This window comes from Streptomyces actuosus (assembly GCF_016921115.1).
In the GTDB taxonomy this organism is placed as follows: domain Bacteria; phylum Actinomycetota; class Actinomycetes; order Streptomycetales; family Streptomycetaceae; genus Streptomyces; species Streptomyces actuosus_A.
The window spans coordinates 160,037-184,893 of sequence record NZ_JAFFZS010000003.1 but is presented as its reverse complement, the minus strand read 5'-3'; the positions used below and the strand labels follow the sequence as shown (position 1 = coordinate 184,893).

Sequence of the window (24,857 nt, the reverse complement as noted above, 5' to 3'; positions counted from 1 at the left end):
AGGGTGGTACCACCGGTACGCCCACTCCGTTCCGTTGCGTCCCTTTCGTCCCACCATCGAGCGTCACCGGGCCTCGGTCACGGGGCCGAAGGTCCCTGCGGAGCCGCCCTGCGTCCCGGAGACGGGGCGGCATCCCCCCTGCCGGGTGCACCTCGGCGGCCTCGCGGACCGTGGCCCGCTGCTGCATGGTGGACCTCGGGGCGGCACGACGCCCGGGAGGCGGAGCGGAGCCGACGGCGGGAGGGCCGGGAGGCCCCGCGGAGGGAGGCACCATGGACCACGAGGCGGGCACGGGTGAGCAGCGGGCGCTCCCCCCGGGCGCCGCGTGGCGGTCGGTGGCCGCCTGCATCCTCTCCAGCTTCGTACTGCTGGGGCGCGGCCGGGTCCACCTCCCGGCGGGCCGGCTCGGGATGCGGCTGACCTTCGCGGACGGCACCTCGGCCCGCGTGTACCGGGAGACCTGCCTCGGCAGCGGCCTGGCGAAGGACCCGTGCACGCTGGTGGTCTGCTTCCGGCTCCGCCGGGTGCGCGGGCGGGCCCACGCGCTGTTCCGCCGGGAGAGCCTGCTGAACACCCCGCTGTTCGTGGGATTCCCCGGTTTCACGTCGAAACTGTGGCTGGCCGACGACGAACTCGGCCGCTACCGGGGCGTGTACGAGTGGGACGGCCCGGAACGCGCCGAGCACTACGCGCGCTCGCTGTGGCGGGTACTGGCCCTGGTCAGCGAGCACGGGTCGATCGGGTACGCCGTCCTGCCGCGTCTGCGGCGCGACGACGTGATCGCCGGCCCCGGTCCGGCCGGAGACCGCGGCGCGGGACGGGACGCGGGCGCCTGGTGGCTCCCGGCGGGCGGGATGTGAGAACGATGGTGGACGTCCTTGTCGTGGGAGCCGGTCCCACCGGCCTCACCCTGGCGCTGACGGCCCACGACCACGGAGCCCGGGTCCGGGTCGTCGAACGGCGTCCCGATCCGTTCCGCCCCTCCCGTGCGCTCATCCTGCATCCGCGCACCCTGGAGGTCCTGCGGCCGCTGGGCGTCACGGAGGCGGTGCTGGACCGTGCGGACACCGCGCCGACGGCCCGCCTGCATCTCGGCCCCCGTGTCGTGGAGGCGGGCCTCGGGGATCTCGCCCTGCCCGACACGGCGTTCCCTCACCTGTCGCTGGTGCGCCAGACGGACGTCGAGGAGGTCCTGGCGCAGGCTCTCGCCGAGCGCGGGGTGCCGGTGGAGCGCGGCACCGAACTCGTCGACGTCCGCGACGACGGGCGCAGCGCACGGGCCGTGCTCCGGTCCCGGCGCGGCGACGAGGAGTTCGGGGCTCGTGTCGTCGCCGGTTGCGACGGTCCGGCCAGCACGGTGCGCCGCTGCGCGGACATCGGGTGGCACGGCAGGCCCTACGCCGTGGAGGTGCTCCTCGCCGACCTCGACCTGGAGGGCCTCGCACCCGGTACGGGGGCCCAGGTGTTCGCGGCGCGGACGGGACTGCTGTTCCTGTTCCCGCTCGGGGAGCAGGCGCCCTGGCGGCTGCTGGCCACGCGGGCCTCCCCCGGCGGAGCGGGGCGGGCCTACGGCCAGCCCGGGCCCGCCGTCCCGGCGGTGGAGCTGCAGCGCCTCCTCGACGAGGCGGGCCTGCGGGCGCGGATCGAGCGCCTCGCCTGGTCCGCACGCGTGCCCTTGCGGTGCAGCCTCGCCCCGAGGTTCCGCCGGGGACGGCTCTTCCTCGCCGGAGACGCAGCACACACCTACTCCCCGGCCACCGGCCAGGGTATGAACGCCGGTGTCCAGGACGCGGTGAACCTCGGCTGGAAGCTCGCCTTCGCCGCGGACCGCCTCGACGGTGAACGGGCCAACGGGCGGGGAGGCGACCCGCTGCTGGACTCCTACGAGGCGGAGCGCAGGCCGGCAGCCCGGCGGAGGCTGGCCCTCACCCACACGGCGTTCTGGGCGGAGGCGTCGACCGGCCCGCTGCCCTCATGGCTGCGCGGGGTGGCCGCTCCGTACGCGGCCCCGGCGGTGCCCGTCCTGCTCAACCGGCGACGGCTGGTCGCCGAGGCCGTCCGGACCCTCTCGCAGCTGCGGGTGAACTACCGGCACAGCCCCGTGTCCGTGGAGGGCTCCCCGCGTCCGCGCGGGATGCCCCGCCCGGGTGACCGGCTGCCCGACGCCACGGTCAGCACCGGCGGGCCTCCTCAGCGGCTGCACGGGCTGCTGGCCCGCCCGGGGGTGCACGTCCTGCTCCAGCGCGACGCCGCCCCTCTGCCGGACGCGGTGCCGCTGTCCCGGGTCACCGTCCTGCGCCTGGCCAGCAGCCCCGGCCGCGGCGTGCTGGCCGTCCGCCCGGACGGCCACGTCGGCTACACCTGCGGCGCCACCGACCCGGTCGGCCTGATGGCCTGGCTCTCCCTGGCCGGCGCACTCCCGCAGCCCGCTGCCCGGCGGTGACCACTCCGTCGCCGGGAGGGCGTCGGCCCCGGGACGCCCCCGGTCGGGCCGTACTCGGGCGCCGGTCGGACGCAGGTCCGGCAGGACCGAGACCCGGTCACACGCGGGTCAGGAGCCGCTCCAGCGGCCGGGGCACGCGGTCGAGGTCCAGGTGCGCGACGAGTGCCTGCGCGTAGAGCGCCTTCCGGCCGCTGTGCGTGCCCAGGAAACGCCGCAGCTGGTGCTCCACAGGCCGTTCCCGCTGCGCGGGCTGGTTCTGGAAGGTGCGGAAGGCACGCATCTCGCCCTGCACCTCGATCACCTGCTGCACCCCCTCCGCCCCGAGGGCGCGGATGAGCTCGTCCTCCAGGTCGGCGACGCAGACGTGGAAACCGAGGGACTCCAGCCCGGCGCCCGTGAGGTCGGCGCCGAGCCCGACGCGCTCCAGATGGCGCCGGAAGTGCCGCTCCTCGGCGACGTCGCACAGACCCGCCAGCGACAGGCCGAGCCCCGGCGGGCCGCACACGTCCAGATAGCGCCCGATGTTCGTGGCGCCTCCGAGCGGTATCACCGCGACGCCCTCCGCGCCGAGGTCGCGACCGTGGCGCGCGGCCAGCGTTTCGAGCGCGGCCAGATCGCTGCCACCCTCGACGAGGACGGCCGTGCGCAGACCGCCGCCGGCCAGTTCCCGGGCCGCCACCGCGGCCGTGTCCGCCCGCGGCCCGCCCCCCGCCCATGCTCCCAGCGCCAGCCGGAACCGCCTCAACTCGTCCACACGACCTCGCTTCCCGACGCCATCGTGGCACGGCGGAGCTGTGGCGGGCATGCCTGTTTTCGCGGCGGAGGGCGCCGGTCGGGCGCGGAGCGGCATCCGGGCCGGCTGCCGGTCCGGGGCGGTCAGGCGATGTGCAGGACGATCTTGCCCTGGTGGTGCTCCTGCTCCAGCGCCGTGTAGGCCTCGGCGGTGTGCTGGAGGGGCACGACCCGGTCCACTCGCGGAGTCAGCCGACCGGACTCGACGAGTGCGGCGAGTTCCTTGAGCCCCTCCTGGTCGGGCTCGACGACGAAGAACACGGCGCGGCCCTCCGGTCCCGGCGCGGGCGGGGGCGGCGCGGCGATGCTGACCAGGGTTCCGTCGGGCCTGAGTACCTGCCAGGAGCGTGCGGCGGTGTCGCCGCCCACGGTGTCGAAGACGACATCGACGTCCCGGACCTCCTCCTCGAAGGGCCGGGCGGTGTAGTCGACGACGCGCTCGGCGCCCAGCCCCCGTACGAAGTCCGCGTCGGCACCGGTGGCGGTCGCGGTCACGGCGCCGCCCAGTGCGGCCGCGACCTGCACCACGAAGGAGCCCACGCCGCCCGCGCCGCCGTGGACGAGGACCCGCTGGCCGGCCCGGAGCCCGGCATGGCGCACCAGTCCCTGCCATGCGGTGAGCCCGGCCAGCGGAAGGGCGGCGCACCGGTCGTGGTCCAGGGACGGCGGCTTGAGTGCGAGGACCCCCTCGGGCACGGCCACGAACTCGGCTGCCGCGCCGTCGCGGAGGAAGGGAATGAGCCCGTAGACGTCGTCGCCGACACGGAACCGGGACGTCCCGGGTCCCAGTTGGTCGACCGTCCCGGAGACCTCCTTCGACGGGATGATCGGTGTGCGCGGTTCGCCGCTTTCGTCGAAGGCGGTGGTCCAGGTGGCGGGCCACCGGAGCTCCCCGCGCGTGATCGACGCCGAGCGGACGGCGACCAGTACCTCGCCGGGCCCGGGTTCGGGCACGGGCGCGTACCCGTAGACGAGCCGCTCGGGGCCTCCTCGGCGGTGAGCTCGCACGGCGTGCATCTCGATCATGGCTTCCTCCGATGTCATGGCTTCGTACGGCCTGGTGACGTCTCGGACGTCACAGCGTCTTCGGGTGGACGACGGGTGGCTTCCGCGGCCGGCCGGGCGCCCCCGCGACCGGTCGTTGCATGACTGTCGAGGGCCGCCGGGGCGGGAGCGTCGGCGGGCGGCACGGCGCCGTACGCCGGTTGTGCGAGGCGCGCGGGGCGGTGGACGGGGACAGGCGTGCCGCCGGTCGGGGGCCCCGTGGCGACGGTCCGCGCGACCGGTCGCCCCACCGCCGGGGCGAGACGGCGGGGGTGGTGCGGGCACCTCACCGGAACCTCCCGATTTCATGTCTTTTGGATCAGTGTGGCAGAGGGTGCCGTGCGGCTTCTCGAGTTGAACGACTGCGCGTCGGCCGGTGGCAGGGCGACCCTCCTCGCGCCGCCCGCGGCCATGCGGCCCGCGGGGGCGAAACCCCGGCTTCGGGGCCGGCGACGGGCCCGAGCCGGCCGGTGGAGCGTGTCGTCCACCTGTCGCCACACTCCACTGGAAGACAGTCACCTTGCTCGAGCGGGAACCACCGGTGCCGCGCCACTCTGGAGGAGTCGGAGGAAACGTCTGCGGGAGCCCTGCCGTGCCAGCCTCTCCCATCCGGCCGCTCTGCCGCGCCGCGTCGGCGAGGAACCCCATGGCGCCGTGGGACTCACGCTGGTCGGCGTAGGGAGACGCAGGGGCGAGAGCGCAGCCGGCCCTCGCCTTCCGCTCACCGGACCTCGCACGAGGGCCCGGCTCCTTGCGGGCCGGCGCTCGGCCCGCGGCGAGGGTGGTGGCCTCGGCGGGCCGGGGAGGACCCGGCTGTGCGAACGGGGCGGGGACGCGGCTTCGCACCACCAGCCGGGAGCCGGCGTCGGCTCGCGCCGCGGCCGGGCTGCCCCCGCGGTCCGGCCCGGCCGCGGCCTCCCCCCGCTCCCCGGCTACTGCGGGTCAGGGCTGCGCCGCGGCGGACAGCCGGTACAGGCGCAGCGCCAGCTGGATCTCCAGGGCGCGGGCCGGGCTCTGCCAGTCGCCGCCGAGGAGGCGGCCGACCCGCTCCAGGCGCTGGGCGACCGTGTTGACGTGGACGTGCAGCTCGTCCTTGGTGCGGGCCGGGCTCATGCCGCACGCGAAGTAAGCCTCCAGGGTGCGCAGCAGTTCCGTGCCGCGCCGGCTGTCGTAGGCCACGACCTCGCCGATGGTGCGGTCGACGAAGCCCGCCATGTCGCGGTCCCCGGCGAGCAGCAGGCCCAGGAAGCCGAAGTCCTCGGCGGCGGCTCCGTCGCCGCTGCGGCCCAGCAGCCGGAGGGCGTCCAGGCAGCGCCTGCCCTCGGCGTAGCCGGCGGCGACGGCATCGGGGTGGGGGGCGAGCCCTTCGACGGGAGCGGAGGCGCCGACGGTGACCGGCTCGTGGACGGCGGTGCCCAGATGCCGGGCGGTGCGGCGCGCGAGCTGTGTGGCGGTGTCGCCGGGGGCGAGGGGCAGCAGCAGCACGGTGCCGCCGTCACGTGCGGCGGCCAGTCCGTGCCCGGTGGCGGCCAGGTGGGAGGCCGCCGACCACAGGCGGCGGCGCGCGTCGGCCTCCTGCTCGGCGTCGGCGACCGGGCCGTCGAGCCGGGCGGCGAGCACGACGTGCACCGCGTCGAGGTCGGCGTGCAGGCGGGAGGCACGCTCGCGCAGCAGGCGGGGGTCCCGGTCGCGGGCGTCGAGCAGGTCGTCCAGGAGCTCCCCGCGGACGCGCTGTTCGGCATCCGCGGCGGAGCGTCGGGCCAGCAGCAGGAGGGAGGTGACCATCGCGGCACGCTCAAGGGTGCGCTGGTCGACGGGGTCGAGGCCGGGGTGGCCGTGCAGGACGAGCGCGCCGAGCAGTTCGCCGCCGGCCGCCACCGCGGCGATCCAGTCGTCCCCGTGGCGCACGGCGTGGCCCTCGGTACGGGAGGCCTCCAGTGCGACCGCGGGGGCGGCGTCGGTGAACTCCACCGTGCCGCCCAGGACCTGGGAGACCGCGGCGGCGACGTCGTGCACCCCGCCGCCCCGCAGGACCAGTTCGGCGAGCCGGTCGTGGACGTCCGAGGCGCGTTCGATGACGGCGCTGCGGTCCCGGATGATCTCGTTGGCCCGCTCCAGGTCGGTGAGGGCCGAGCGGGTCTCGGTGAGCAGGTTGGCGGTGTCGATGGCGGAGGCGGCGAGCGCGGCGAAGGAACCGAGGAGGGCGGTCTGCTCCCGTTCGAAGACGCGGGCGCGGCGGTCGGCCGCGAACAGGACGCCGATGACGTTCGGCCCGAGCATCAGGGGGACCCCGAGGATGGCGACCAGGCCCTCGTCACGCACGCCCGCGTCGATGCCGGCGGTGTGCTGGAAGCGTTCGTCGTGGAAGTAGTCGTCGGTGACGTACGGCCGGGCCGTCTGGGCCACCAGACCGCCCAGCCCCTCCCCCATCCCCAGTCGCAGTTGCTGGAAGCGCGCGGCGACCGAGCCCTCGGTGACCCGCATGTAGGTGTCGCCGTGCCCGGGATCGTTGAGGCTGAGGTAGGCGACGTCCGTGCCCAGCAGGGACCGGGCGCGGTGGACGATGGCCCGCAGAACGGCGTCGACGTCCCGCAGGCCCGCCAGGTCGTGGGCGGTCTCGAACAGCGCGGACAGCTCCGCCTCCCGTCTGCGCCGCCCCTCCAGTTCGGCGCGGACGCGCAGCCCGAGCAGCTTGGCCTGTTCCAGGGCCGCGATCCGCTCGGCCGGCTGTCCGTCGGCGCGTGCCCGCAGCGCCGGCTGTTCGTAGGCGTCGGCCGCCGCGCCTCGGGTCAGCAGCTCCAGGAACGGCGCCTCGGCACTGCCCGGCGGCGCTCCGACGGAGGTGTCGGAGCGCTGCGGCGACGGGATGTGTTCGCTGGGCATGGTCACAGGATTCCCCATGGGCCGGGTGCCCGGTGGGCCCTGTGGACAACTCGGTCGTAGGCCGGACGATGGCCGCCGGCCTGTGGACGAAGGGCTCCGCGGTGGCGTGGCCCCCCTCCCCGGGGCGGGCGGGTTCAGTGGGCCGTCCACCCGCCGTCCAGGACCAGGGAGGTGCCGGTCACGAAGGAGGCCCGCGGGCCGCACAGGTAGGCGACGGCCTCGGCCACCTCCTCCGGTTCGATCAGCCGTTTGACCGCACTGTCCTTGAGGAGCACCTCGGCGAGGACGCGTTCCTCGGCGATGCCGTGGGCGCGGGCCTGGTCGGCGAGCTGCTTCTGCACCAGCGGGGTGCGGACGTAGCCGGGGCTGACGCAGTTGGAGGTGACGCCGTGCGGGGCGCCTTCGAGGGCGGCGGTCTTGGACAGGCCCTCGAGCCCGTGCTTGGCGGCCACGTAGGCCGACTTGTGGGCCGAGGCGCGCAGGCCGTGCACGGAGGAGATGTTGACGATACGGCCCCAGCCCTGACCGTACATGTGCGGCAGGGCGCCCCGGACGAGGCGGAAGGGTGCCTCCAGCATCACGGTGAGCACCGTGTGGAAGACCTCGGGAGGGAACGCCTCGATGGGGCGTACGAGCTGCAGCCCGGCGTTGTTGACCAGGATGTCGGTGCCGGCCGCGGCGAGCTCGGCGGCGTCCAGGTCGGTGAGGTCGAGGACGTGCGGCTCGACGCCGCCGGGGAGGCCGGCGGACCGTTCGGACAGCTCCTGGAGGCCGGAGGCGTCCCGGTCCACCGCTCTGACCTCGGCTCCGGCGGCGGCCAGCCGCAGCACGCAGGCGCGGCCGATGCCTCCGGCGGCACCGGTGACGAGGGCGGTACGGCCGCCGAGGTCGAGCGCGGCGGCAGGGGCATCCATGGGGCGGCGGGACGCGGTCATGGCTCGACCCTAGGCAGGGCACCCCCCTCACCCCATATGGTCAATCCCCATACTTCACCTGGGTTCAATGGGGTCGAACCATGTGGGGCCGTCCGACATCGCCTGCTTGATCCTGAAGAGATCCGCCTCGTCGAGCTCCGGGAGGGCATCCGCCTCGAACCAGCCCACCTCCACGGACTCGTCGTCGTTGACCTGTGCCTCACCGCCGACGGCCCGGCAGCGGAACGTGATGTCCATGTACTGGCAGACGTCGCCGTTGGCGTAGGTGACGGGGTCGAGGGCCTGGACGAGGACGACCCGCTCGGCGACGCAGTGCACGGCCGTCTCCTCGTGGACCTCCCGTACGGCGCAGGCGGCGGGCTGCTCGCCGGGGTCCGGTATGCCGCCTATCACCGACCACCTGAGGGTGTCGGCCCGGCGCCCCAGCAGCACTCTGCCCCTGTCGTCGAAGACGATCGCGGTGACTCCGGGAAGCCACAGCAACTGCCGGCCGGCGGAGTCCCTGAGGGCGCGGATGAAGTCGGGGATGGCCATGCACCGACCCTAACCGGCGACGCCTGCCCGCCCGCGCCGGTTGGACGGACGCACCCCGGGCGTACGGCTAGGCGTCACCGGGGCGCCGCCCGCGGATCCCCGCGCCGATCGCCCATCCGAGACCGCCTGCGGCGACCAGGACCAGCGCCACCTCGGGGAGGATGCCGAGCGTCGTGGCAGGTGTCCGGGACGAACGCAGCGGCACCTTCTGCACCAGGGAGTCGGCGACGAACATGCCGGTCCGCTGGGTGATCGTGCCGTCGGGCATGATGATCGCGCTGACGCCGCTGGTCACCGGGACGGTGACGGTCCGGCTGTGCTCGACGGCGCGGACCCGCGACATGGCGAGCTGCTGGTAGGTCATCTCGCTGCGGTCGAACGTCGCGTTGTTGCTCGGCACGGAGATCATCTGTGCGCCGTGGGTGACGGTGTCGCGCACGGCCCAGTCGAAGGCGGCCTCGTAGCAGGTCGCCAGGCCGACCTTGGTGCCGTCGATGTCGAAGACTCCGGGCTCGCTGCCCCGGCTGAAGTCCTGGCGGACCATCGAGGTCCAGTCGCTGTTGATGGCGCCGATGAGGGAGCGCAGCGGCAGGAACTCGCCGAACGGCTGCACCTGCCGCTTGTCGTAGGTCTGCGTGGGGCCCTTGGCCGGGTCCCACAGGATCTGCTCGTTGAGGAGCTTGCCGTCGCGCTCCACGACGCCGCCGACGGAGACGGGTGCGCCGATGGACCGGGCTGCGTACTCGATGACGGCTGCGGCGTCGGGATTGGCGAACGGGTCGATGTCGGAGGAGTTCTCCGGCCACAGCACGAAGTCGGGCCGGGGCTGCTTGCCGGCCTTGACCTCGGCGGCCAGCCGCTCCGTCTCGCGCGCGTGGTGGTCGAGGACGGCCCGGCGCTGCGAGTTGAAGTCCAGGCCCAGCCGGGGAACGTTCCCCTGGATGACGGCGATCGTCGCGGTGCCGTCCTCTGCCTTGTCGCTGACCAGCGGCCGCGCGGCCACCGCGCCCGCCACCGGCACGGCGACGCTCAACAGCGCCGCGGCGGCGGCGCCGCGGCGCACGGCGCGTGTGCGGCGCCCCTGGGCGACCAGGCGGGCGGCCTCGTACAGACCGAAGCCGCACAGCACGACCGCGAATCCGAGCACCGGGGTGCCGCCTACCGCGGCGAGCGGCAGGAAGACGCCGTCCGCCTGCCCGAAGGCGATCTTGCCCCAGGGGAATCCGCCGAAGGGCACGCGTGCGCGTGCCGCCTCTCCGGCGACCCACAGCGCCGCCGCCCACACGGGCCAGGCGGGCAACCGGGACACGGTGGCGACACCGGCGCCGACCAGCGCGACGAAGACGGCCTCCACCGCGACCAGGGCCAGCCAGGGCCCCGAGCCGACCTCCACACCGGTCCACACCAGCAGCGGCAGCAGGAAGCCGAGGCCGAAGAGGTATCCGAGGCCGAGTCCCGCCTTCCAGCTGCGTCCGCGCACCACCCAGCCGAACACGGCGAAGGCCGGCAGCGCCAGCCACCACAGGGTGCGCGGCGGGAAGCTGACGTAGAGCAGTACTCCGGCGAGTGCCGCGGCGGCGGCCGGGGCCAGGCGCCGCAGGCGCGCACCGCGTCCGGGCGCGGTCTGCGGCTGGAGCTGGTCGGGCTGGCCCACGGATGTTGCGGTGACGGTCACTCCGGGAGTGTACGGCGGGTGACCTCGCCACGAACACTGCGGCCCGATCGGCAGCGGGGCTGCCGCACCGGGATGCACAGCAGCCGCACGGCCACCCCGGGCGCCCCGCCGGCGCATCGTTCCTGCGCATCTGCGCGCAACTCATCCACAAACCGTCCATCAGCCGTTACGGTGTGGCCGAGTCCCGTCCTGCGGTCCCTGGCCGCTCGGGGACGGGAAGGTGCACAGGTCGGGGGGCGACCGGGTTCGGGGGTCTGGTGGGTTCCACGGCGAGGGCGTCCGGTGCCGGGTCGGCCGCCGGCGAGCGGCGGCACGTCTCGGACGCGGCGGGCATCGTCGTCCTCGGTGCCTGCGCCGCCTGGTCCGTGATCACGGCGGCCGCCCAGGACGGGCGTCCCGAGGGCATGCTGCTCGCGGTGCTGGCGGTGACCGCCGGCCATGCCGCCGGGAGGATCTCCGGGGCCCTGATGCCGGTCGCCGCGCCGTGCCTCGGGGCACTTGCCGGGCTCGCTCTGGTGGTGACCGTCCCCGATCTCACGCCGGGCCCCCGGGTGCTCGCCCCGCTCGGCCACGCGGGCGCCACGGCCGCCCTGCTCACGTTGTGCGTCGGTGCCGCCTGCTGCGCCGCCTGGTCGGCCGCCGCGTCCGGAGTGCGGCTGGCGCTGCGGCTGCTGGCCGCGGCGATCGTGGCCTTCGCGGCCGTCCTGGGCTCGACCGCGGGTGCCGTGGCCGGCGCCGCCGTCCTGCTGTGCTCGCTGGCCGCCGGCCGGATGCGGCACCGCGGGGTGGGGATCGCGGGGCTGGCGCTGGCCGTGGCGACGGTCACCGCGGGAACGTGGGCGGTCGCGGCGGACGTGCTGCCGGGCGGGCTGACCGACGCCCTGCGGGGCCGGCTCACACCGCACCGGGTGGGGCTGTGGCACGACGCCCTGCACCTGGCCGGGCACGACGCCGCGCTGGGGGTGGGCCCGGACCGGTTCGGGGAGCTGAGTCCGACGGCGGGCCAGGCGCTGCAGCCCGACGGCAAGCCGCACTCGGCGCCCCTCCAGCTGGCGGCCGAGCAGGGGGTGATCGGTGTCGTGCTGCTGGCGGCGGTCTTCGCCTGGGTGCTGGTCGCGCTGTGGCGCACCCGCCGCCCCACGCCGGTGGCGCTCACCGCGGGCGCCGCCGTCACGGCGCTGGCGGTGCTCGCCGCCGTCGGCAACGCGCTCAGCTTCACGGCCGTGTCCGTCGGCGCGGGACTGCTGACGGGACTGGCCACGGCACGTCCGCTGGCCGACGAGTCGCCGCGGGGTACGGCCCGGCCACGCGCGCGTGAGGACCGGCCGGCCCCGTGAGAGGAACGGGCAGCGAACCCGCGCGGTCGGGCGGGAACACCGGCCGGCCCCGTCCCTCGGGGCCGGGAGCGGCTCTTCCACGGCGACCGCCGGCGAACACCGACGGGCTCCGGGCGCGCGGCCCGCGCGGTGCGCCCGCTCCGCTCAGTGCGCGGTGCCGGGGGTCCCGGCCCGCAGGCGTGCCCTGATGGCCCGGACGGCGGCCTCGGCGTTGTCCACGGTGATCGTGAAGGAGTGGCCGTCCCACAGGCGCAGTACGACACCCTCGCCGCGGCGTACGACGACGGCGGTGCCCTTCTCGGGCCGCCAGCGGTAGCCCCAGCCGCCCCACTGGCGCGGGGTGACGTTCGGCGCGAAGTCGGCCCCGGCCACGTGGGTGAGGGGGATGCGGCGGCGGGGCACGCCGATGTGGCCGCAGCGCACCTCCACGGAGTCCTTGTCGAGTCTGAGGTCGACGTGGACGAAGGCGAGGGTGCCGAAGAGGACCAGCAGCCCCGCGGCGATGCAGCCGACCACAGACATCGCGAGGGGGGCGATCCCGGTCGTCCAGGCTGAGTCGACGGCCAGCTCGATGCCGAGTGCCATGCAGGCCGCTCCGACGAGCGCCAGGAGCCACTGGACCCGGTTGGTGGCGCGTCCGGTCCATACGTCGGCGTGCGGGGCGTCCTCGCGGGCGTGGTCCCTCATGTTTCGAGGGTACTCATGTTTCGCTGCGCGGGTACCGCGTAGCGCACAGTGACCGACACGCCCGGGACGGGGGCGCGGCCCGGGGGTGGCTACGAGGCGGGGCTGGCTGCGGTGAGCAGGCGGCCCTCGGCATAGGCCAGCGCGGGTGCGGGCAGCTCGCCCTCCTGGCCGCTGAGGAGGACGGTGACGGTGCCGACGGCGGCGGCGTCGGGGGTGGGGTGGCCGCCGATGCGGCGCAGGGCCTGGGCGGCGACCGCACCGGCGGAGCCGTGCAGGGCGAGCGGCGGCCGGCCGGTGCGCTGGACGGCGGCGCGGATGCGCTCGGCGACCAGCTCGTAGTGCGTGCAGCCCAGGACGACGGTCGTCACGTCCTCGGGGGTCAGCGCCGCGGCGCCGGTGACGGCGGCGTCGACGGCCGCCTCGTCCGCGCGTTCCACGGCCTCCGCCAGACCCCAGCAGGGGACTTCGGTGACCTGGACGCCGTCGGCGAAGTCGCGGATCAGGTTCCGCTGGTAGGGGCTCCCGGTGGTGGCGGGCGTGGCCCAGATCGCGACGTGGCCGCCGCCCGCCGCGGCCGGCTTGATCGCCGGTACGGTGCCGACGACCGGGATCCCCGGTTCGAGGGCCGCCCGCAGCGCGGGCAGCGCGTGCACGGTGGCGGTGTTGCAGCCGACGATCAGGGCGTCGGGGCGGTGGGCCGCCGCGGCCCGGGCGACGGCCAGGGCGCGCCCGGTGAGGTCCTCGGGGGTGCGCGGCCCCCAGGGCATGCCGTCGGGGTCGAGCGAGAGCACGAGATCGGCGTCGGGCCGCAGGCGCCGTACCGCGGCGGTGGCCGCCAGCAGCCCGATTCCGGAGTCCATGAGCGCGATCTTCACCCGGCCACGATAGACGATGGTCCCCGTGCCTCCGGCCGGGTGGGGCAGACTGCCCGGGTGAGCGCCATCGTGTGGAGTGCTGTCGTGTCCCTCGCGGCCTGGCTGTGGCTGCTGCTCGCCCAGGGCATGTTCTGGCGGACCGACGTGCGGCTGCCGCCCCGCCGGGATCCCGGCGTGTGGCCACCGGTGTGCGTGGTGGTGCCGGCGCGCGACGAGGCGGCCGTGCTGCCGCTGAGCCTGCCGACCCTGCTGGCCCAGGACTACCCGGGGCGGGCGGAGGTCTTCCTCGTCGACGACGGCAGCTCGGACGGCACCGGTGAGCTGGCGCGCGAGCTGGCGCGGCGGAACGGGGGGCTGCCGCTGACCGTGGACGGTCCGGGGGAGCCTCCGGCGGGCTGGACCGGCAAGCTGTGGGCGGTGCGGCACGGCATCGCCCTGGCACGTGCACGCGACCCCGAGTACCTGCTGCTCACGGACGCGGACATCGCGCACGCCCCGGACAGTCTGCGCCGCCTGGTGGCCGCTGCGGACACCGGAGGGTTCGACGTGGTGTCGCAGATGGCGCGGCTGCGGGTGGAGAGCGTGTGGGAGCGGCTCGTGGTACCGGCGTTCGTCTACTTCTTCGCGCAGCTGTACCCGTTCCGCCGGGTCGGGCGGGCGGAGGCCCGGACGGCGGCCGCGGCGGGCGGCTGTGTGCTGCTGCGGACCGGAGCCGCGGAGCGGGCGAGGGTCCCGGAGGCCATCCGGCACGCGGTCATCGACGACGTCGCGCTCGCGCGCGCTGTCAAGGGGAGCGGGGGCCGGATCTGGCTGGGTCTGGCCGAGGCCGTGGACAGCGTGCGCCCCTATCCCCGTCTGCACGACCTGTGGCGGATGGTGTCGCGCAGCGCCTACGCGCAGCTGCGCCACAACCCGCTGCTCCTGCTCGGCACGGTCACCGGTCTGGCGCTGGTGTACCTGGTGCCGCCCATCGCCGTCGCCGCGGGCCTGGCGGGGAGCGGCACGGCGGCCGTGGCGGCCGGCGCGGCGGCGTGGCTGGTGATGGCGGGGACGTACGTGCCGATGCTGCGGTACTACCGGCAGCCGCTGTGGCTCGCTCCCCTGCTGCCCTGCACGGCGGCGCTGTACCTGCTGATGACGGTCGACTCGGCGGTGCAGCACTACCGGGGGCGCGGCGCGGCCTGGAAGGGCCGCACCTACGCCCGCCCGGAGGCGGTGTCCGAAGAGCGCTGACGTCCCGGAACGTGCCTACTTGCGGCCGGGGGTCCAGTTCATGCCCCAGCCGTAGGCGCGGTCGACGGTCCGCTGGGGGCTGACGCCGCGTTCGGGGACCAGGTAGCGCGCCTCGCGCTGGACCACGAGGTCGCCGCCGTTGTTGGTGATCAGCGCCAGGGCGCACACCGGGGAGGGGACGGTGCACTCGTCGAGCGAGAACTCGATGGGGGCGCCGTGCTGGGGCTGGAGCGTGACCGTGGCGTGCAGGTCCGCGAAGGAGCGGGCGCCTTCGTAGATGGTGACGAAGACGAGCAGGCGCCGGAGATCCTGCTTGTGGTCGAGGTTGACGGTGAGGTTCTCGCCCGCCGCGACGGCGCCCGTGCGGTCGTCGCCGTCGAGATGGACGTACGGCGGCCGGTCCAGCGCGCCGAACGCGTTGCCGAGCGCCTGCACGACCCCCTTGCGGCCGTCCGCGAGCTCGTACAGCGCGCACAGGTCGAGGTCGAGGTCGGCGTGCAGGGCGACGGCCCGGCCGCGCTTGCTGCCCCAGCCGGAGAACTGCTTGCGCACCTCCCAGTTGAGGTTGACGCGCAGGGCGCCGGACGTGCCCCCCTGCTTGGCGAGCGACACGCTCGGGGACGCCTTGGTGAGCGTCACCTTGGACAGGCTCACCGGCTGCTGCGCGGGCGGGGCCGCGGGCGGCGGCGGTACGTGCGCGACGGGCGGAGGTGTGACCGCCGGTGCGGCGGCGGTGGCCGTCGGCGCCGGCGCCGGCGGGGCGGCGTGCTGCGGCTCGTCGACCGTGATGCCGAAGTCGGTGGCCAGGCCCTCCAGACCGCTGCCGTAGCCCTGTCCGACGGCACGGAACTTCCAGGCGCCCTGGCGGCGGTAGAACTCGCCGAGCACGAAGGCGGTCTCGACGCTCGCGCCGGTGCTGTCGAAGCGGGCGACGACGGAGCCCTGCGCCGCATCGCGCACCTCGATGTAGAGGTCGGGCACCTGGCCGAAGCTGCCGCCGTCGGTGGAGGAGGCGAGCACGACGGTCTCGATCGCGCCCTCCACGCGCGCGAGGTCCACCAGCAGCGTGTCGGTCACCCTGCCGCCGGCGTCCCGCTTGCCCTCGTGGCGCACGGCTCCGGAGCCGTGCGCCGGCTGGTTGTAGAAGACGAAGTCCGCGTCGGAGCGGACCTTGCCGCCGACCAGCAGCAGGGCCGAGGCGTCGGCGTCGGGCACGCCGGGACCGGACCGCCAGCCCAGCTCGACGCGCAGTGCCGTCGTCGGCACCGGCACATTCGACCCCTTCGACATTGACATGTCCGCCCCCATCACGCGTCACCGGGCCGGGTCGCTCCCGGCACTCACTTCTGATGCCTACCCGGACAACCTATTCCGTGCGGGTGGCACAGCCCCATGATCGGCACGGGGAAGGACTCCGTCCAACCCCCGGTAACCCGCCGGGAACTCGGGCTTTACCAGATTTGAACGTGTCAGGGTGCCCCTTTTTCCCACGTTCGCTCTCATTGGGGATACCGGGTCACTGCGGACTCGGAAAACAACCCTCTTATCGGTCTCCCCAACCAGCACATCGTGGGCTTAAGTTATGGCCATGACCTCCCCCCGCTCCACTTATGGTGGCGGCTACTACTCCGCCTCCTTCCCGGACACCCCGATCTACGACTCGCTCGTCGCCGAGCGGGGCACCCCGCAGATCGCCCCGATCCGGGTCCCCGCGGCCTACGACACGCCGGGCGGCAACCTCCCCGCGCTGCCCTCGGCACTGCCCGCCCTTCCGGCGGCCCCGTCCCAGCCCTCCTACGGCTACCCGCAGGCGCAGCAGCCGGCGCCGCTGCAGCAGGCGCCGACGGCGTACATCCCGCAGCAGGCGGCCCCGCGCGGCTATCCCGGCCCGCAGCCGCAGCAGCCCCGCGCCGCCGCACCCTCCATGGGGTACGAGGCCATGCGGCCCGCCGCCCCGCGGCCGGCTCCGGCTCCCTACCAGGATCCGTACAACAACCAGCAGTACCGCGGCTACTGACCCCGACCGCGGGCGCGGGACCGCCGTCCCCGGCCTCCGGTGCCGCCTGGCACGATGGCCGCATGGGGAATGCGGAACTGCAATCGATTCACGTGCATCCGGTCAAGGCGTTCCGGGCCGTGCCGGTCCGGGAGGCCGTCGTGGAGCCCTGGGGGCTGGCCGGAGACCGACGCTGGGTGCTGATCGACGACGGGGGGAAGGTCGTCACACAACGCCAGCAGCCACGTCTGGCCCTGGCCGCCGCCGAACTCCTGCCCGGCGGCGTCCGGCTGTCCGCGCCCGGCACGGACCCGGTCGAGGTGGCCGTCCCCGAGCCGCTGGACACGGTGACGGTGGACATCTTCGGCACCAAGGTGGAGGGCGTTCCCGCCGACGCCGCGGCCCACGCCTGGTGCAGCGCCCTTCTCGGCGCGGACACCTGCCTGGTGCACATGGACGACCCGGCCACGCGGCGCCCGGTCGACCCGGACTACGCACTGCCGGGCGAGACCGTCTCGTTCGCCGACGGCTTCCCACTGCTGGTCACCACGACCGCCTCGCTCGGGGCCCTGAACGACCTGATCGCTCACGGGGAGAACGCGCACGAGGGACCGCTGCCCATGAACCGGTTCCGGCCCAACCTGGTGGTGTCGGGCACCGACCCGTGGGCCGAGGACGACTGGACGCGCATCGCTGTGGGCGAGGTCGAGTTCCGTGTCGCCGGGATGTGCGGGCGGTGCCTGGTGACCACCACCGATCAGCACAGCGCCGTGCGCGGCCGCGAACCCCTGCGCACCCTGGGCCGGCACCGCCGCATCGGCAGTCTCCTGGTCTTCGGCCAGAACCTGGTCCCGCTCGGCCCCGGCACGGTGCGCGTGGGCGACCCGGTCAGGGTTCTCGCCTAGTGCCGCATCAGGCAACGTTCGCCCCGTCGCGACGCCCGGCACGCACTCTCGCTGCACCGGACGAAAGCCCGAGTACATCCAGTACGAGGGCTTCCGGCCGGCACACCGGGAGCACGCACCGGACGCCGCTCCTCGACGGGCGAACGTTGCCTGCCGCGGCACTAGAGACGGGCCTTTGCAAGGGCGTGCGGGCACGAGGCACCGGCGCGCGGGATCCGTTCGCGACGACGGGCCCGACCACCTGCTTCATCGCACGGCCCGGGGTTCGACGACGATCGGTCCGGTCCCACCCGACCGCGGCCCCGTGCACTGGGACGCGTCGCACCCCACGGCCCGGTCAGGCCGCGCTGCGGCCGAGGCGGTTGCGCGCGGACACGACGGACGCCTGCGGCGAGACCTGCCGGTCCGGCCACCGGCGTCCACGCCGGGCCCCTACCACCCGCGCAACCGGTCCTCAGCCGCCCTCCTCGGCAAGCTTCCTGATGCCCTGCAGCGTGGCCTCCATCCCTGCCCTGAGCTCCTTCAGGCGGAAGGCGACGATCTGCTCCTCCCGGTCCGGCCGGCGCTCGATCGCCAGAGTGACTCCGTTGCGGCCCGGCCCGACGAGGGCCGACTGGCGCAGCCGGGTGCCCCCGTCCTCGGCCTCGAGTTCGTAGCGCCAGTACGCCATGGACCGGGCCGGATCCAGCGTCGGTTCCCCGTACCGGCCGTCCGCATCCATGACGACCCAGGCGAAGACCCGTTGGTCGTCCAGCTCGACCACATGGGAAACGGTCCGCCACTCGCCGATCTGCGGATGGCGGTTGCAACCCTCGAAGCGCGCACCCACCAGGGGCCGGTCCGCGCCGTCGACCCACGCGACGCGCTGCAGCTCCGGGCTGAACCGGACCGGCAGGCGGATGTCGGTCACCAGTTCCCAGACCCGCGGCACGGGTGCCTCGACACGCACGTCACAGCGCACGGTCGGACCCTCGGCACCTCGCATGTCGCCCCCTCGATGTCGAATTCCCGGATCATCCACGACCTTGATCCGTTTGCGCAACAGGCCCTGCCCACAGGGCTTCGGGCCGCCGGGGACCGGACCGCCGTGCCAGGTGCCGGGCCCGATGAAGGCCGTCCCCGACGCACCGCCCGGCGACCGCGCCGCCATCGGGCGCCTCCCCGTGCCTCCCCACCCCTTTCCGCCTCCCCTCTCCTGCCCCACGGCGTTCCCCTTCCCCCCTCTTCCTCCCCCCTCGTCCGGTTCCCGGTCCCGTCCCGGGTGCTGTTCCTCCGGAACGAGGGGGCGGGAACCGGGAACGCTCCCGTGGGGGAACGACGTTGGGACTTTCATGAGACGTTCGTGAGAGGCCCCGAGCGTTCGAGGTGATGTCGCTCTCTCCTCGACCGCGTCCTCGGGTCGAAGACCTCACCAGCGGCTGTCACGGAGCGGGAAGGGGGTTGTGGTGCGGGCGATCAGCGGACTGTGGCGCTGGCGGCACAACCCGCTGCGCCGCGGGACCGACCTCGCCGAGGCCTGGCTCGCGGTGGCGGCGCTGGTGCTGCTCCTCGTCGCCGCCCCGGTGGCCGGCGTCCTCGTCGGGGGCATCGCCGACGACGCGCTGCAACAGTCCGTCCGCGAACAGCACCGGCACCGGCACCGGGTGACGGCCACCGTCGTCCAGGAGCTGGACCGCTCCGGCCGGGACTCGGACCCCCAGGTCGCTGCCGGGCGCGTCGCCCGCAGCCGGGTCGTCGCCGACTGGCGCGCCCCGGACGGCTCCCGGCACCGGGGCCCCGTCCTGGCGGTCCTCAACACCCCGCACCCAGGCGACCACTTCCCGATATGGACCGACGTCCACGGCGGCATGGTCGCCCGCCCGCTGGACTCGGCCACGGCGACCACGCACGCCGTCCTCGCCGGATTCGGCACGGCGATGCTGACCGGCGGACTCGTCGAGGGCGGCAGGCAGCTGACCGTCCGGCGCATGGTCCGCCGCCGGTACGACCGCTGGGGCCAGGCCTGGGACCGGGCAGGTCCGGACTGGGGCCGCACCGGTACCGGCAGCTGACGGCGTCACGACTCTGGTCAACCCGGGGCCGCCGCGCACGCTACGGTGGACCGGCCGACTCTTCGGCGACATCCCGCGCGTGAGGGAGCCCCAGGGCGCCCCGAGGGCGACGAGCCATCAGGTACGACGAGGTGGGGGCACAGCAACGCATGGCACAGGGCACGGTCCAGGTGACGCACACCGGCACATCGCGGTGGCGGCGCCGCACGGGTGAGTACGCGTCGCTCGCCGCCGCCCTGGAGGCCGCGGCCGACGGTGACGTCCTCACCATCGCACCCGGCACCTACCGGGAGAACCTCGTCGTCGAACGGGCGGTCACCCTGCGGGGGCCGGAAGGGGCCTCGGGCAGCGTGCGCGTGGCCCCGCTGGACGGGGTGCCGCTGACCGTGCGGGCCTCCGCGGTCGTCCACGACCTCCACCTGGAGGGGCAGGACACGACGGCCCCCGCACTGCTGGTCGAGGAGGGCACTGCAGAACTGCGGGACATACGCGTCGTGACCCGTTCCGCCGCCGGGATCGAGGTCCGCGGTGCCGCACGGCCGACCCTGCGGCGCTGCACCGTCGACAACCCGGCGGGCATCGGCATCGCCGTCCTCGACGGCGGGGGCGGAGTGTTCGAGGAGTGCGAGGTCGTCGCGGCCGGCCAGTCGGGCGTGGCCGTCCGCGGCGGTGCCCACCCGCGGCTGGATCGCTGCCGGGTGCACCACGCCTCGGGCGCGGGTCTGAGCGCGACGGGCGAGAACTCGGCCCTGGAAGCGGTGGGCTGCGAGGTGTACGAGGTGCGCGGCAGCGGTGTGCAGATCACCGGACGGGCCACGGCCCACCTCACCGACTGCGACGTGCACCGCACCGCCGCCGACGGCGTCACCCTGGACACCGACGCCGTGCTGACGCTGGCCGACTGCCGCATCCACGACATTCCGGAGAACGCCGTCGACCTGCGCTCGCGGTCGGTGCTGACGCTGACGCGGACGACCGTGCGCCGGTTCGGCCGCAACGGCCTGTCCGTGTGGGACCCGGGCACGCGCGTCGACGCCAACCAGTGCGAGATCTTCGACAGCACCGGAGACTACCCGGCCGTCTGGGTCAGCGACGGGGCGACCGCGGTCCTGGACTCCTGCCGGGTGCACGACGTGCCCGACGCGCTGTTCGTCCTGGACCGCGGTTCCCGCGCGGACGTCGTCGACAGCGACCTGTGGCAGGTCCGCAACACCGCCGTGTCGGTGAGCGACGGGGCCACGGCCCAGCTCGACGACTGCCGGATCCGGGACGCGGCGACCGGCGCCTGGTTCCGCGACCACGGCAGCGGCGGCACGCTCGCCAACTGCACCCTGGACGGCACCCAGACCGGTGTGATCGTGACCAAGGGCGCCGACCCCACCGTCGAGCGGTGCACGGTGGGCTCCCCCGCCGAAGCCGGCTTCTACGTCTCCGCGGGCGGCCGCGGCAGTTTCCTGGACTGCCGGGTGATGGGCAGCGGGGGCTACGGCTTCCACGTGATCGACGGCTGCCGTACCACGCTCCGCAAGTGCCGCACGGAGCGGTGCGCGCGCGGCGGCTACGAGTTCGCGGACAGCGGGCCGGACGCGTCCTCGACGAGTGGTCCGCTGGTGGAGGACTGCACGAGCGACGAGAGCGGGGGCCCGAGGACCCCGGCGGCGCGCGAGACGGCCGTGGAGGCGATGGTCACCACGACCGGCCTCCTCGGGTCCGTGCCCGAGCAGCGCCCCGACGTGCAGGCACCGCCGCCGGCCCCCGCCGACGACGAGCGGCCGGCGCGCCCCGGCAAGGCGGTGCTGTCCGAACTCGACGCGCTGGTCGGTCTGGAGAGCGTCAAGCGGGAGGTACGCGCCCTCATCGACATGATCGAGGTGGGCCGGCGTCGGCAGCAGGCCGGTCTGAAGGCTGCGTCGGTCAAGCGGCACCTGGTGTTCACCGGCTCCCCCGGCACCGGTAAGACGACGGTCGCCCGTCTGTACGGCGAGATCCTCCGCTCCCTCGGCGTGCTGGAGAAGGGCCATCTGGTCGAGGTCTCCCGTGTCGACCTGGTCGGCGAGCACATCGGTTCCACCGCGATCCGCACCCAGGAGGCGTTCGAACGGGCCCGCGGGGGTGTGCTGTTCATCGACGAGGCGTACGCGCTGTCGCCGGAGGACGCGGGCCGCGACTTCGGCAAGGAGGCCATCGACACCCTGGTGAAGCTGATGGAGGACCACCGGGACGCGGTCGTGGTGATCGTCGCCGGCTACACGGCCGAGATGGAGCGGTTCCTTCAGGTCAATCCGGGAGTGGCGTCCCGCTTCTCCCGGACCATCACCTTCGGCGACTACGGTGCGGGGGAACTGCTGCGGATCGTGGAGCAGCAGGCCGAGGAGCACGAGTACCGGCTGGCGCCGGGCACGGGCGAGGCACTGCTGAAGTACTTCACGGCGATCCCGAAGGGTCCCGCGTTCGGCAACGGCCGGACCGCGCGGCAGACCTTCGAGGCGATGGTGGAGCGGCACGCGGGCCGGGTCGCCCAGGTGGCGGAGCCGAGCACGGACGATCTGACCCTGCTGTATCCGGAGGACCTGCCCGACCTGCCGTGAGCGGCCGGACACGCCGGCCCTCGCGGAGCACCGGGCCGGCCCGCCCCGAGGGAGGAGCGCGGCACGCTCCGGTCGGGGCGCGACCCCTCGGTGCCGCACCGAGGGCGAACGCTCGGGTCCCGTCGGGGGCGGGCGCCGTCGGAGCGGTGCCGAGGGCGGGTCGATGACGGGTCGATGACGGGCGTGGACCGTCCCGGCGCCACCCCGACGGCGGGCGCCCCGTGCGCGGGCCGTCACGGATCTCCGCGTCCGGCCTCCGGCGCCGGACCCGGGGCACCGGGCACGATGCCGGGGCTCCCTCACCCGTCCCCGCCGGACGGCCGCGGGGCGGGGACGTCCGGGCGCAGGCGGGCCAGGAGCGCGCGACGTTCCTCGGCGAAGGCGGGGTCGGCCTGGTAGTCCGAGTGGCCGAGGATCGGCGCCGGCAGCGGGGTCCGCTCCGTGCGTCCGTAGGCGAGCGGGTCCCTCAGGGGCTCGCGGTCGACGGCCGGATCGCCGGGCAGCCGCACCGGTCCGCCGATCGGGTCGGTCGGGCGGTACAGGTTGCGCCAGCAGTCGACCTCGGCGTGCAGGGAGGCGAGCGCGGCCGGACCGAAGTGGGCCGGGAACCAGCGGCCGTACAGCCGCTCCAGCGGGGAACCGTACGTCAGCAGCGCCACCCTGCTGCGCTCGGCCGGGCGCAGCTGCCAGGCCGCTGCGGCGGCGAGCACGCTGCCCTGGGAGTGTCCGGACAGCACGAGGCGCCCGCCGGTGGCACGGGTCCAGGTGGCCATGCGCCAGGTCAGGTCCGGTACGGCGCGCTCGGCGTAGCAGGGCGGGGCGAAGGGGTGGGCCGCGCGGGGCCAGAAGGTGCCGACGTCCCACAGGATGCCGATGGTGCGTCGCGCCGAGGCGTCCTTGTACGCGCGCCGGCCCGACGTGACGAAGAACAGGAAGCCCAGTCCGATCAGCCAGGAGCCGAGGGCCTGCGCGGTCTGGGCGGCCCCGTGGACGAAGGGGGGTGTGCCGGCGGCTGCGCCGCTCGGGGTCCTGCCGGTGGTGAGGGCGCCCGCGAGGGCTCCGGTGCCCAGCAGCAGGGTGGTGGCGGAGGTGACCGCGACGAGGAGGGGGGTGCGGTCGGTGAGCGCGGCCATCGCCCGTGCGGTCGCGATGCGGCGGGTGCGGGCGGGGTCCTTCGGCTCGTCCGGGTAGTCGCGGTCGACCGCGGCCACCTCTGCGCGGCGTAACCGCCAGGTCTCCCGGGCCAGCCGCACGCACGGGACGAGCAGCACCAGGAGCAGCGCGGGGATGACGGAGGCCTGCCAGGTCAGCAGGGCCGGCGGCCCGTCGATGACGGCGCGGGTGCCGTCCAGCCAGTCCGCGACGCGCTGCGCGACGCCGCCCGACATCACGCCGCCCAGGGCACAGGCCAGCATGGCCACGGCCGGACCACCCAGTCCCCGCAGGACCGTGCGGGAGGCGCCCGCCGCACCGGGCGCACGGGCAGGGCCGAAGGTGCCTGGGATGCGGAGGGCGCCGGAGCGGCCCGCGGTGCTGGAGGTGTCCGTGATGCCCGAGGTATCCACTGTTCCGGAGGCATCCGCTGTGCCGGAGAAGCCCGCTGTGCCGCAGGCGCCCTGCCTGCGGGCGTCGTCGGCGGGAGCGCGGTGCAGCAGATGGGCGACGACCGCCAGGGCGACCACGATCAGGCCCTGGACCAGGGCGATCCCCCCGAAGGTGGCATCGCCGGGCAGCCGGCCCGACGAGTGCCAGCCCGGCCGCTCCCAGCCGGCGTGGACGACAGCGAGGACGAGCACGGCGAGCGCGCCGAGCGGCAGCCATCTGATCAGGTGGCCGTCGAGTTCGCGGTCGAGGCGCTGCTCGCTGCGCCCCCGGTGGCACACCACCGACACCACGGCGACGGCACCGGCCACGAGGACGGCTTCCAGCAGCCGTCCGGCGACGTCGAGTGCCACCGGGCCACCGGGCTCCCGGTCGAAGCGTGCCGCCGAGGTGCCGACGGCTGCGGCGACGGTCAGCAGGCCCGCCGCGGTGTGCGCGGCCCGCAGCCGCGCCACGAGGCGGCGCCCGTACCAGAAGCCGGGCCGGGCCAGCGGCGTCGGACCGCTCCCCTCGTCGCGCCGGTCGGGTACCGTGAGGGGCAACTGGGACTCGTACGCCCGCCACGTGCGGTGGGAGAGGTACCACAGCAGACCGGTGAGGGCGGCGGGCACCACGGCGGCCAGGGCGAGTCGGCGGCCGGGCAGGCTCCACCAGCCGGGGTGCGGCGCGGCCGGTGAGAGGAAGCCGAGCCAGGTGTGCCGGTCGGTGCAGGCGCGTGTGCCCGCGCACTGCCAGGCCGCGAGGTCCAGGGCGACCTCGCAGGCGGCGGCCACCAGCAGCACCGTCAGAGTGAGGCCGGCGAGCCGCACCAGCAGCCCGTACAGGCGGACGGTCCGGGGCCGGTGGTCACCGCCGGGGCGCATCCAGTGGGCGAGGTTGACCACCATGAACGGCAGCAGCAGCAACCACAGGGCACGGCCGGCGTTGCCCGAGGTGAGGTTGCACCAGACGTACGCCTCCGGCACCGGCCGGCCGCGCGGGTCGCCGCCACGGGACTCGGCGTCGACGTCGTCGGCGCGCCGGAAGACGGCGGCGATGCCGTCGCCGGTGATCCGTACCGTGCGCGGGTCGTTGAGCATCTTCTCGGCGGTGGCGCCGCCGACTCCGTGGACGAGGAGTTCCAGGGCCACCGTGGGCTGTGCGGGTCCGGCGGCACCGGCCGGACGGTCCTCGGCTGCACGTTCCACTGTTCTGCACTTCCCCCGTGACGTGTCGCGCACTTCCCTGTGGCGCGTCCTCGACGTGTGTCCGTGCGGGCACAGGATCTCCGCTCCGGG

Annotated in this window: 19 protein-coding genes; 8 read left to right on the top strand and 11 right to left on the bottom strand. The window is 74.8% G+C overall.

Going from position 1 to position 24,857, the window contains the following annotated elements; translation table 11 throughout:
* The first annotated feature begins 272 nt into the window (after positions 1-272).
* On the top strand, positions 273-860 hold the full coding sequence (locus tag JS756_RS05915; protein ID WP_205381870.1) for a hypothetical protein: 588 nt from the start codon (positions 273-275) through the stop codon (positions 858-860).
* Positions 861-865: 5 nt separating this feature from the next.
* Positions 866-2,443, top strand: coding sequence for an FAD-dependent monooxygenase (locus JS756_RS05910; RefSeq protein ID WP_240203326.1), 1,578 nt, complete (start codon positions 866-868; stop codon positions 2,441-2,443).
* Positions 2,444-2,540: 97 nt separating this feature from the next.
* Here the strand turns inward: JS756_RS05910 and JS756_RS05905 are convergent, their stop codons facing one another.
* The 6 genes from JS756_RS05905 to lnt all read right to left on the bottom strand — a co-directional run bounded on the left by JS756_RS05905 (position 2,541) and on the right by lnt (position 10,306).
* Complete coding sequence (locus JS756_RS05905; RefSeq protein WP_205381869.1) at positions 2,541-3,197, bottom strand: TOPRIM nucleotidyl transferase/hydrolase domain-containing protein; 657 nt, start codon at positions 3,195-3,197, stop codon at positions 2,541-2,543.
* Between the two features lie 122 nt (positions 3,198-3,319).
* Positions 3,320-4,279, bottom strand: a complete 960-nt coding sequence (locus JS756_RS05900) for an NADP-dependent oxidoreductase (protein WP_240203324.1) — start codon at positions 4,277-4,279, stop codon at positions 3,320-3,322.
* A 942-nt stretch (positions 4,280-5,221) separates the two neighbouring features.
* Entirely contained in the window at positions 5,222-7,162 is a 1,941-nt protein-coding gene (locus JS756_RS05895; RefSeq protein WP_205381868.1) for a helix-turn-helix domain-containing protein, read from the bottom strand.
* A gap of 134 nt (positions 7,163-7,296) precedes the next feature.
* Positions 7,297-8,097 carry a 3-hydroxybutyrate dehydrogenase gene (locus JS756_RS05890; protein WP_205381867.1) on the bottom strand — a complete coding sequence of 267 codons (801 nt, stop codon included), beginning with the start codon at positions 8,095-8,097 and terminating at the stop codon, positions 7,297-7,299.
* Positions 8,098-8,151: 54 nt separating this feature from the next.
* Positions 8,152-8,631, bottom strand: a complete 480-nt coding sequence (locus tag JS756_RS05885; protein WP_205381866.1) for an NUDIX hydrolase — start codon at positions 8,629-8,631, stop codon at positions 8,152-8,154.
* Between the two features lie 67 nt (positions 8,632-8,698).
* Positions 8,699-10,306, bottom strand: coding sequence for an apolipoprotein N-acyltransferase (gene lnt / locus JS756_RS05880; protein ID WP_205381865.1), 1,608 nt, complete (start codon positions 10,304-10,306; stop codon positions 8,699-8,701).
* A gap of 257 nt (positions 10,307-10,563) precedes the next feature.
* On the opposite strand from lnt, the gene JS756_RS05875 reads away from it, so the two are divergent.
* Complete coding sequence (locus JS756_RS05875) at positions 10,564-11,643, top strand: O-antigen ligase family protein (RefSeq protein WP_205381864.1); 1,080 nt, start codon at positions 10,564-10,566, stop codon at positions 11,641-11,643.
* Positions 11,644-11,787: 144 nt separating this feature from the next.
* Here the strand turns inward: JS756_RS05875 and JS756_RS05870 are convergent, their stop codons facing one another.
* Positions 11,788-12,330 (bottom strand): hypothetical protein, encoded by a 543-nt coding sequence (locus JS756_RS05870; RefSeq protein WP_205381863.1) that lies wholly within the window; start codon positions 12,328-12,330, stop codon positions 11,788-11,790.
* A gap of 89 nt (positions 12,331-12,419) precedes the next feature.
* On the bottom strand, positions 12,420-13,205 hold the full coding sequence (locus JS756_RS05865) for a glutamate racemase (protein ID WP_205381862.1): 786 nt from the start codon (positions 13,203-13,205) through the stop codon (positions 12,420-12,422).
* A 39-nt stretch (positions 13,206-13,244) separates the two neighbouring features.
* Between JS756_RS05865 and JS756_RS05860 the strand changes: the two genes are divergently transcribed.
* Positions 13,245-14,438, top strand: coding sequence for a glycosyltransferase (locus JS756_RS05860; protein WP_205381861.1), 1,194 nt, complete (start codon positions 13,245-13,247; stop codon positions 14,436-14,438).
* A 15-nt stretch (positions 14,439-14,453) separates the two neighbouring features.
* Here JS756_RS05860 and JS756_RS05855 read toward each other — a convergent pair whose 3' ends face one another.
* Positions 14,454-15,728: a TerD family protein gene (locus JS756_RS05855; protein WP_205382071.1), complete on the bottom strand. Its 1,275-nt coding sequence runs from the start codon at positions 15,726-15,728 to the stop codon at positions 14,454-14,456.
* Between the two features lie 298 nt (positions 15,729-16,026).
* On the opposite strand from JS756_RS05855, the gene JS756_RS05850 reads away from it, so the two are divergent.
* Together JS756_RS05850 and JS756_RS05845 are read left to right on the top strand one after the other, a co-directional pair.
* Positions 16,027-16,455 (top strand): DUF6643 family protein, encoded by a 429-nt coding sequence (locus JS756_RS05850; protein ID WP_205381860.1) that lies wholly within the window; start codon positions 16,027-16,029, stop codon positions 16,453-16,455.
* 62 nt (positions 16,456-16,517) lie between these two features.
* Positions 16,518-17,339, top strand: coding sequence for an MOSC domain-containing protein (locus tag JS756_RS05845; RefSeq protein WP_205381859.1), 822 nt, complete (start codon positions 16,518-16,520; stop codon positions 17,337-17,339).
* Between the two features lie 454 nt (positions 17,340-17,793).
* Here JS756_RS05845 and JS756_RS05840 read toward each other — a convergent pair whose 3' ends face one another.
* Positions 17,794-18,288, bottom strand: coding sequence for an SRPBCC family protein (locus tag JS756_RS05840; protein WP_307790338.1), 495 nt, complete (start codon positions 18,286-18,288; stop codon positions 17,794-17,796).
* A 496-nt stretch (positions 18,289-18,784) separates the two neighbouring features.
* On the opposite strand from JS756_RS05840, the gene JS756_RS05835 reads away from it, so the two are divergent.
* Together JS756_RS05835 and JS756_RS05830 are read left to right on the top strand one after the other, a co-directional pair.
* Positions 18,785-19,390 (top strand): Rv1733c family protein, encoded by a 606-nt coding sequence (locus JS756_RS05835; RefSeq protein ID WP_205381857.1) that lies wholly within the window; start codon positions 18,785-18,787, stop codon positions 19,388-19,390.
* A 149-nt stretch (positions 19,391-19,539) separates the two neighbouring features.
* Positions 19,540-21,978: a right-handed parallel beta-helix repeat-containing protein gene (locus JS756_RS05830; protein ID WP_205381856.1), complete on the top strand. Its 2,439-nt coding sequence runs from the start codon at positions 19,540-19,542 to the stop codon at positions 21,976-21,978.
* 299 nt (positions 21,979-22,277) lie between these two features.
* Here the strand turns inward: JS756_RS05830 and JS756_RS05825 are convergent, their stop codons facing one another.
* Positions 22,278-24,767 carry a hypothetical protein gene (locus tag JS756_RS05825; protein ID WP_205381855.1) on the bottom strand — a complete coding sequence of 830 codons (2,490 nt, stop codon included), beginning with the start codon at positions 24,765-24,767 and terminating at the stop codon, positions 22,278-22,280.
* Positions 24,768-24,857: the final 90 nt, after the last annotated feature.

What these genes read in the sequence shown, in the direction of transcription:
- JS756_RS05890 (WP_205381867.1), bottom strand. Translation starts at nt 8,097, where the DNA reads ATGACCGCGTCCCGCCGCCCCATGGATGCCCCTGCCGCCGCGCTCGAC.
- JS756_RS05830 (WP_205381856.1), top strand. Translation starts at nt 19,540, where the DNA reads ATGGCACAGGGCACGGTCCAGGTGACGCACACCGGCACATCGCGGTGG.
- JS756_RS05900 (WP_240203324.1), bottom strand. Translation starts at nt 4,279, where the DNA reads ATGACATCGGAGGAAGCCATGATCGAGATGCACGCCGTGCGAGCTCAC.
- JS756_RS05910 (WP_240203326.1), top strand. Translation starts at nt 866, where the DNA reads ATGGTGGACGTCCTTGTCGTGGGAGCCGGTCCCACCGGCCTCACCCTG.
- JS756_RS05845 (WP_205381859.1), top strand. Translation starts at nt 16,518, where the DNA reads ATGGGGAATGCGGAACTGCAATCGATTCACGTGCATCCGGTCAAGGCG.
- JS756_RS05855 (WP_205382071.1), bottom strand. Translation starts at nt 15,728, where the DNA reads ATGTCGAAGGGGTCGAATGTGCCGGTGCCGACGACGGCACTGCGCGTC.
- JS756_RS05915 (WP_205381870.1), top strand. Translation starts at nt 273, where the DNA reads ATGGACCACGAGGCGGGCACGGGTGAGCAGCGGGCGCTCCCCCCGGGC.
- JS756_RS05850 (WP_205381860.1), top strand. Translation starts at nt 16,027, where the DNA reads ATGACCTCCCCCCGCTCCACTTATGGTGGCGGCTACTACTCCGCCTCC.
- JS756_RS05895 (WP_205381868.1), bottom strand. Translation starts at nt 7,162, where the DNA reads ATGCCCAGCGAACACATCCCGTCGCCGCAGCGCTCCGACACCTCCGTC.
- JS756_RS05870 (WP_205381863.1), bottom strand. Translation starts at nt 12,330, where the DNA reads ATGAGGGACCACGCCCGCGAGGACGCCCCGCACGCCGACGTATGGACC.
- JS756_RS05885 (WP_205381866.1), bottom strand. Translation starts at nt 8,631, where the DNA reads ATGGCCATCCCCGACTTCATCCGCGCCCTCAGGGACTCCGCCGGCCGG.